The sequence below is a fragment of the Micromonospora parastrephiae genome, assembly GCF_016802865.1.
In the GTDB taxonomy this organism is placed as follows: Bacteria; Actinomycetota; Actinomycetes; order Mycobacteriales; family Micromonosporaceae; genus Micromonospora; species Micromonospora parastrephiae.
The window spans coordinates 22,816-30,804 of record NZ_JAEVHM010000056.1; the positions used below are offsets into that span (position 1 = coordinate 22,816).

The following is a 7,989-nucleotide window of genomic DNA, read 5'->3' on the forward strand; positions in this document are numbered from 1 at the left end:
CCTTGATAGCACGGCGGCGATCACCGCTGTCGGTTCCCTCCGGCTCAGCCGTCCCCGGTGAGCTGGAACGTCCGCACCATCTCGTCGAAGATCGGCTTGCTCTCGGCGAACTTGGTGTCGGTGCAGGTGAGGTAGAACGAGTAGGCCTTGCCGTTCTGCGCCACGCCCCGCCAGACACCGTGCCGCATGGCGTCGCCCTCGCCACAGGTGTACTCGAATTCGGCGGCCGGTTTGCTGGCCAGCTCGGTCTCGGTGGCGCTGACCTGGGCGTACGGCTTGACGCAGGAGGTGCTCCTGGTCTTGAGACCGTTCTCGGCCGTCTCCGCCCACCGGGTGGAGCTGCTGGACCACTTCTCGGTGATGATGCGGACCTTGCGGCCGCTGTCCTCCGGGTCGATGTAGTCGGTGTAGGAGCCGCCGGTGGCCTTCTTCCAGCCCTTCGGCACCATGACCTGGATGCCGCGTGCCGCGTGCTCCTGCATTTCGACGGCAGGGCCCGCGGCGGCGGACGGAGTGGGCTGCGCCTGCGGGGTGCTCGGGGCCGGGTCGTCACCGCTGGAGAGCGCCACCACCGTGAGCAGGAGCACCACGGCCAGTCCGCCGGCCGCGGCGAGCTGCACCTTGCGCGGCCAGCCCTTGACCGTGCTGACGAGTTGGCCTCCGGTGGCGCGGACCTTGCCCAGCGCGCCGCCGCCCGACGCGGCGGGCGTGGCCCAGGGCTGGCCGGTGCCCGGGACCGACCACTGGTTGCCGCCGCCGTAGGTGCCACCGACGCGCTGGGTGGCATCCGGCGCGCCGCCGCCGTACCCGACCCGCTGGGTGGCGTCGGACGGGTTGCCGTAGCTGACCCGTTGGGTGGCGTCCGGATGGCCGCCGCCGTCCACCCGTTGGGTGGCGTCCGGATGGCCGCCGGCGTTCACCCGTTGGGTGGCGTCCGGATGGCCGCCGGCGTTCACCCGTTGGGTGGCGTCCGCGTTGCCGCCGTAGGTGCGCCCGGCGGCGGGTCGCCCGGGAGCGGGCATCGCGCCGGTCGGCGTGTGCAGTGGGCCGGCCAGCGCGTCGGCGCTGGTGTCGTCGAGCCCGGTGGCGCCGGCGGAGGTGGTCTGCTGCGGGCGTTCGCCCCGACGCAGCGCCGCCAGCCGGTCGGTGAGGGACTCGCCCGGGGCCAGCATCGCACGGCCGCCGATCTGGTTGTCCGGCTTCGGCTCCGGCTGTGCCGGCTTGTGGACCGGCGCGGGACGCTGCTGCACCGGCACCACGGCGTACGGGTCGGTGACCGAGTGCACGGCGGTGGCGGTGCTGCCCAGCGGGCCGGCGAGCAGTTCGCGCAGCATGGCCCGGGAGGTGTGCACGTCCAGCCGGCGGGCCGGGTCCTTCTCCAGCAGGCCCATCAGCACCCGGGTCAGGGGGCCACTGCGCTGCGGCGGGGCGGGCGGGTCCTCGACCACGGCGTGCATGGTCTCGATCGGGTCGCCCTTGTCGAACGGCGGTCGCCCCTCGACCGCCGTGTAGAGCGTCACACCGAGCGAGAAGAGGTCGCTCGGTGGGCCGAACTCCTGGCCCATGGCCCGCTCGGGGGAGATGAAGTGCGGTGAGCCCAGCACCATGCCGGGGGTGGTGAGCTGCACGTCGGTGGGCATCCGGGCGACGCCGAAGTCGGTCAGCACGCAGCGCCCGTCGGTGCAGATCAGCACGTTGGCCGGCTTGACGTCGCGGTGCAGCACGCCGATCGCGTGCGCGACCTCCAGCGCGCCGAGCAGCGCGATGCCGATCTTGGCGACGGCGCGGGGTGCGACCGGCCCGTCCTCGATCACCATGTCGGCGAGGCTGCGGGCGTCCAGCAGCTCCATCACGATCCACGGCCGACCGGCCTCGGTGACCACGTCGTACACCTGCACCACCGCCGGGTGCTGGATGGCGGCGGCGGCGCGGGCCTCGCGCAGGGTGCGTTCGTACATGGCGTCGCGGTCGCTGGGGGCCAACCCCGGCGGCAGGACGACCTCCTTCACCGCCACGTCGCGGCGCAGCAACGTGTCTGTGGCGCGCCACACCGTACCCATGCCGCCGTTGCCCACCGAGGACCGCAGCGAGTACCGGCCACCGATGGTGGTGCCGGGTGCTGCGCGGCCGTTGGCGGGACTGACCGGTCCGCCGCTCCACGTCGGGATCTGAGTCACAGAAAAGCCACCGGGGGAAATCGAGGGGGCTGGGACACAACCCCCCTATCTTGCTGGTTCCGACGCCCGATGCGAAAGCCGACGCGACGGACGTTTATCGAAGTCGACAGAACGTGCCCTGGCGTTCACCTCCTGTCGACCGGTCGGGACGCACTGTGCGGTATCCCTCACCCGACGACATGCCCCGGCGTCCTACCATCCGGGGATGAGCGAACGGCGGTCAAGCGAGTCCGGTTTCCCGATCAAGGGCGTCTACACGGGCGCCGACCTTCCGGAGGACCTGGACTCCCGGCTGGGCGGCCCCGGCGAGTTTCCGTACACCCGGGGCGTCTACCCCACCATGTACACCTCCCGTCCGTGGACCATGCGCCAGTACGCCGGCTTCGGCACCGCCACCGAGTCCAACGAGCGGTACCACCAACTGTTGCGGGCCGGCACGATGGGCCTCTCGGTCGCCTTCGACCTGCCGACGCAGATGGGCTACGACTCGGACGAACCGATCGCGCACGGCGAGGTCGGCAAGGTGGGCGTGGCCATCGACTCCATTGAGGACATGCGGCTGCTCTTCGCCGACATCCCGCTGGACAAGGTGTCCACCTCGATGACCATCAACGCGCCCGGCTCGGTGCTGCTGCTGCTCTACCAGCTCGTCGCCGAGGAGAACGGGGTGCCCGGCTCGGCGCTCAACGGGACCATCCAGAACGACATCCTCAAGGAGTACATCGCCCGGGGGACGTACATCTTCCCGCCGAAGCCGTCGCTGCGCCTGGTGGCCGACACGTTCGCGTACTGCCGCAAGGAGGTGCCGAAGTGGAACACCATCTCCATCTCCGGCTACCACATGGCCGAGGCCGGCGCGACGCCCGCGCAGGAGATCGCGTTCACCCTGGCCAACGGCGTGGAGTACGTGCGCGCGGCGCTGGCCGCCGGGCTCGCCGTGGACGACTTCGCGCCCCGGCTGTCGTTCTTCTTCGTGGCCCGTACCACGCTGCTGGAGGAGGTGGCGAAGTTCCGCGCCGCCCGACGGATCTGGGCCCGGCTGATGCGTGACGACTTCGGCGCCAAGGATCCGAAGTCGTTGATGTTGCGTTTCCACACCCAGACCGCCGGCGTGCAGCTCACCGCGCAGCAGCCCGAGGTCAACCTGGTCCGGGTGGCGGTGCAGGGACTGGGCGCCGTGCTCGGCGGCACCCAGTCGCTGCACACCAACAGCTTCGACGAGGCGATCGCGCTGCCCACCGAGAAGGCCGCCCGGCTCGCGCTGCGTACCCAGCAGGTGCTGGCGTACGAGACGGACCTGACCGCCACCGTCGACCCGTTCGCCGGCTCCTACGTGGTGGAGGCGATGACCGCCGAGATCGAGGCCGCCGCCGTCGAGCTGATGGAACGCGTGGCGGACCACGGCTCCGCGGTGGACGCGATCGAGGCCGGGTTCCAGAAGCGGGAGATCGAGCAGTCCGCGTACCGGATCGCCCAGGAAATCGACTCGGGTGAGCGGGTGGTGGTGGGGCTCAACCGGTTCACGGTGGACGAGGAGGAGCCGTACGAGCCGCTGCGGGTCGATCCGACGATCGAGGCGGCGCAGGCCGAGCGGCTGGCGCGGCTGCGCGCCGAGCGGGACGCTGACGCGGTGGCGCGGGCGCTCGTCGACCTGCGCGCTGCCGCCGACGGTACGGAGAACGTGCTGTACCCGATGAAGGAGGCGCTGCGGGCCCGGGCCACGGTGGGTGAGGTCTGCGGAACGCTGCGCGAGGCGTGGGGGCTGTACCGGCCCACCGATCGCTTCTGACCGCTCTTTCGCCGTTATCCCAGGTCAGAGTGGGTTTGCGGCCTTCGGCGGAGCTACCGTGGGAGGTGGAGCCCGGTGGGCGACGCGGCCCTTCCGCGGTGTCTGCGGTGTGCCCACCGAGGTTTACGGGTATCCCGACCGGGTCGTCGGGACGCACACCCTGTGCGGTGATGGCGGGCGAGCGCGTGTGAGCGTCTTTCCGGCTCGTTGCGGAGCGTGGTCGGCTAATTGTCGGAGTGTCAGTTAACCACCCCGACTAATGCGACAATTCGCAACAGGGGCCGACGGTCGACACCGAGATTCAGGACCGCCGGTTCGGTTACGCGTTGTAGGAGGTGAGGGGCAGATGACGGCCTTCGACCGTGATCTACCTGCTGTCTCGCACCCTTCCGAGCGTTCTCAGCAGGCCATACGTGACGCTGCGCGGTCCGATCATTACCGGAACGAGGTTGCGCAGCGTCACCGCCGGAGGTCTAGGCTGTCTGCTGTCCCCGATGATCCATCCATCTCTAGTGATCGAGAATTCGACGTGACGAGTGCGTTGACGCTGCCCACCGGCAGCCAGCTGGCGTCGTCCTGGCCGGAGCCGCCGCCCGGGTCCCAGCCCCTGCCCCGCGAACTGGACCACCTCCTCGCGCTCCGGGTACCCGGGCTGATTGCCACGCGCCGTCACCTCCACTCGCACCCCGAGCTGTCCGGCACGGAGTTCGAAACGGCCGCACTGATCGCGCGGGAGCTGTCCCTGGCCGGATTGCAACCACGGCTGCTGCCCAAGGGCAACGGCGTGATCTGCGACGTCAACGGCCGCCCCGACGGCCCGGTCGTCGCACTGCGCGCCGACATCGACGCGCTGCCGCTCGACGACCCCAAGGACGTGCCCTACCGGTCCACCGTCGAGGGCGTCTGCCACGCCTGCGGGCACGACGTGCACACCTCGATCCTGCTCGGCGTCGGCATGCTGCTGGCGCAACTCGCCGACCTCGGTGAGCTGGACGGCCGCGTCCGGCTGATCTTCCAGCCGGCCGAGGAGATCCTGCCCTGCGGTTCGCTGGAGGTCATCGAGGCCGGCGGCCTGGACGACGTGGTGCAGATCTTCGCCCTGCACTGCGACCCGAACCTGCCGGTGGGTCAGGTCGGCCTGCGGGTCGGCCCGATCACCGCGGCCGCCGACAACGTCACCGTCCGGCTCTCCGGCCCCGGTGGGCACACCGCCCGCCCGCACCTGACCGTCGACCTGGTCGACGCGCTCGGTCGGCTGATCACCGAGGTGCCCGCGCTGGTCAGTCGCCGGGTGCCGGCCAACAGCGGCCTGCTGCTGGTCTTCGGCCACGCCTCGGCCGGCACCCGCTACAACGTCATCCCGTCCGAGGCCAGCGCCTCCGGCACACTGCGGGTGATGGACCGCGACACCTGGGAGCAGGCTCCCAAGATCGTCGCTCAGGTCGTCCGGGACGTGATCGCCCCGACCGGCGCCACGGTCGACCTGGAGTACCTGCGCGGGCGGCCGCCGGTGTGCAACGACTCCCGGGCCATCCAGGTGCTGACCGCCGCCACCGCCGCCGCCCTCGGCCCGGAGGGGATCGCCGAGACACCCCAGAGCATGGGTGGCGAGGACTTCTCCTGGTACCTGGAGTACGTCCCCGGCGCCCTCGCCCGCCTCGGCGTGGGCCGCTCCGGCCCCAACGTCGACCTGCACCGCGCGTCCTTCGACGTGGACGAGCGGGCCATCCCGGCCGGCGTACGCGTCATGGTGCAGACCGCGCTGCGGGCACTGGCGGCGGTGCGCTGACCGGGGCGACCAGGGCCGGGGACTTCCGCCGCCGGCGCAGCACCACCAGCAGCACGCCCAGCGGTACGCCGAGCGCCACCAGCCACGGCAGCAACGCGCCCAGCACCGTGAGCAGGACGGTCAACGAGACCACGAACGCCTTCCAGCCGCCCTTGAGCCCGACCAGGAAGCCGGTCTCGGCCTCCTCCTCGGCGGACTTCGCGGCCGGCCCGGCCAGCGACACGGTGATCGTCGAGAGGGCGGTCAGGTCGGCCAGGCGTCGCTTCTTGGCTTCCAGAGAGGCCAGGTCGGCCTCCCGGCGGCCCAACTCGTTCTCCAACGACACCAGGTCGGTGATCGTGGTGGCGCGGGCCAGCAAGCGGCGGGCGCTGTCCACCCGGGCACGCTGACTGGTGATCCGGGCGTCCAGGTCGACGGTCTCCTCGGTGACGTCCTGGGTGTTGATCTCCCGGCTCCGCGGCCGACCGAGCTTCGCGATCTGCTCCACCACACCGGTGAACGTCGCCGCCGGCACGCGCAGCTGCAACTCGACCACCGCGTCGGCGTCGGCGCTGCGCCGCTGGTCGCCGCCGACGAAGCCACCGGCCCGGGTGGCCACGGCGGCGGCCTCGCGGGCGGCCGCGTCCACATCGTCCACCTGCACCCGCATCGTTCCGGTGTAGATGATCGCCCGTTGGTCGACCCGCAGGTCCGGTGCGCCGGCCCCGGCCGCCTCCGGCGCGCCCGCGGCGGCGTCCTTGGCCGCCTCGCCGCCGTTGACCGCCGGCGCCTCGGCCGCCGAGCCCGCGGTGTCCCGCGTACCGCTGTCGCCGGCACCGCATCCCGTCACCGCCAGCGCCGCCGCCAGTGTCGTCGCAGCCAGCAGCGCACCGCGGCGTCGTCCCGCCCGTCCGTCCATCCCCGCTCCCATCGTTGTCAGCCGGTGTGGCGATACCTCGGACGCGGCGCGCGCAGCGGCTGGTTCCGGCAGACTGCGCTGAGGACGTCACGATTCGATAATCGAGGAGTCACGATGCGGCTCACCAAGTACGCCCACTCCTGCCTCCGGGTGGAACACGACGGGGGAGTGCTCGTCGTCGACCCTGGCGTGTTCGGCGATCCCGCGGCGTTGGACGGTGCGGACGCGGTGCTGATCACCCACGAACATCCCGACCACCTCGACCTGGCGGCGGTGCGCCTGGAACTCGACCGGCGGCCGTTCCCGATCCACGGGCCCGCCTCGCTCGCCGGCACCCTCGGCGACGCCGCCGAGGCGCTGCGCCCGGTCTCGGCCGGCGAGTCGTTCACCGCCGCCGGCGTCGCCATCCGCGCGTACGGCGGGCGGCACGCGGTGATCCACCCGGACATCCCGGTGGTCGACAACCTCGGTTACCTGATCAACGACGTGGTCTACCACCCGGGTGACGCCCTGGTGGTGCCGGACGAGACGCCGGTCGACACGCTCTTCGCGCCGATTCACGCCCCCTGGTCGAAGTTCTCCGAGGTGGTCGACTTCATCCGGGCGGTCGCACCCCGCCGCGCGTACGCGTTGCACGACGCGCTGCTCAACGACAACGGGCTGGGCGTGCTCGACCGGCAGTACGCGGCGCTGTCCGGCACCGAGTACCAGCGCCTGGAGCCCGGTAGCCGGGTGGACGTCTGAGCGATGCCCAGCCCCTCCCCGGAGCTGGTGCAACAGCTCTACCGCATCCCGCCGGACCGGTTCGTGGCCGCCCGGGACGCGGCCGTGGCCGAGGCCCGACGCGCCGGCGACCCGGCGACCGCCCGCGAACTGGCCCGGCTGCGTCGCCCCACGGTGGCCGCCTGGCTGGTGAACCTCCTCGCCATCCACCGTCCCGAGCTGGTCGCCGACCTGGTGCAGCTCGCCGACGCGCTGCGGACCGCCCAGCGGGAACTGCGCGGGCCCCGGCTGCGGGAACTGTCCGCCCAGCGCCGGGCCGTGGTGGGCGCCCTCGTCGCCGAGGTCCGCAAGCTCGCCGCGGCGGAGCCCGACGCGCCGCCGGCCGGCAAACTTCCGCTGGCCGAGGTGGAGGCCACGCTCAACGCTGCGCTCTCCGACGCCGAGGTCGCCGAGCAGGTCCGGGCCGGACGCCTGCTCCGCTCGGCCAGCTACGCCGGCTTCGGTGAGGTGCCCCGACCCCAGCTGCGGCTGGTCACCGGCACCGACGAGGAGCCGGAACGGCCGACCCGCCGACCCGGGGCCCAGCGCGCACGCCCCGAGGCGGCCCCCCGAC

5 protein-coding genes and 1 pseudogene are annotated in these 7,989 nt (G+C 72.1%); 4 read left to right on the plus strand and 2 right to left on the minus strand.

Translation table 11 applies throughout. From position 1 onward, the window contains the following. Window positions 1–44: 44 nt before the first annotated feature. The gene (locus JNW91_RS14135; RefSeq protein WP_203175386.1) at window positions 45–2,177 is read right to left on the minus strand and encodes a serine/threonine-protein kinase; all 2,133 of its coding nucleotides are present in this window, start codon (window positions 2,175–2,177) and stop codon (window positions 45–47) included. 205 nt (window positions 2,178–2,382) lie between these two features. Between JNW91_RS14135 and JNW91_RS14140 the strand changes: the two genes are divergently transcribed. Further along, a complete protein-coding gene (locus JNW91_RS14140; protein ID WP_203175388.1) occupies window positions 2,383–3,966 on the plus strand; it encodes an acyl-CoA mutase large subunit family protein in 1,584 nt (527 codons plus the stop codon). A gap of 529 nt (window positions 3,967–4,495) precedes the next feature. Continuing rightward, on the plus strand, window positions 4,496–5,755 hold the full coding sequence (locus tag JNW91_RS14145) for an amidohydrolase (RefSeq protein WP_203175390.1): 1,260 nt from the start codon (window positions 4,496–4,498) through the stop codon (window positions 5,753–5,755). On the opposite strand, the gene JNW91_RS14150 is transcribed toward JNW91_RS14145, so the two are convergent. After that, window positions 5,712–6,674, minus strand: a complete 963-nt coding sequence (locus tag JNW91_RS14150; protein ID WP_203175393.1) for a DUF4349 domain-containing protein — start codon at window positions 6,672–6,674, stop codon at window positions 5,712–5,714. The two genes, JNW91_RS14145 and JNW91_RS14150, sit on opposite strands and share 44 nt — an antisense overlap. 93 nt (window positions 6,675–6,767) lie before the next feature. Here JNW91_RS14150 and JNW91_RS14155 point away from each other — a divergent pair, with 93 nt between their 5' ends. Both JNW91_RS14155 and JNW91_RS14160 read left to right on the plus strand, forming a co-directional pair. After that, window positions 6,768–7,397 (plus strand): MBL fold metallo-hydrolase, encoded by a 630-nt coding sequence (locus tag JNW91_RS14155; protein WP_203175392.1) that lies wholly within the window; start codon window positions 6,768–6,770, stop codon window positions 7,395–7,397. Between the two features lie 3 nt (window positions 7,398–7,400). Beyond that, window positions 7,401–7,989: pseudogene (locus JNW91_RS14160) on the plus strand (hypothetical protein); the annotation flags it as partial.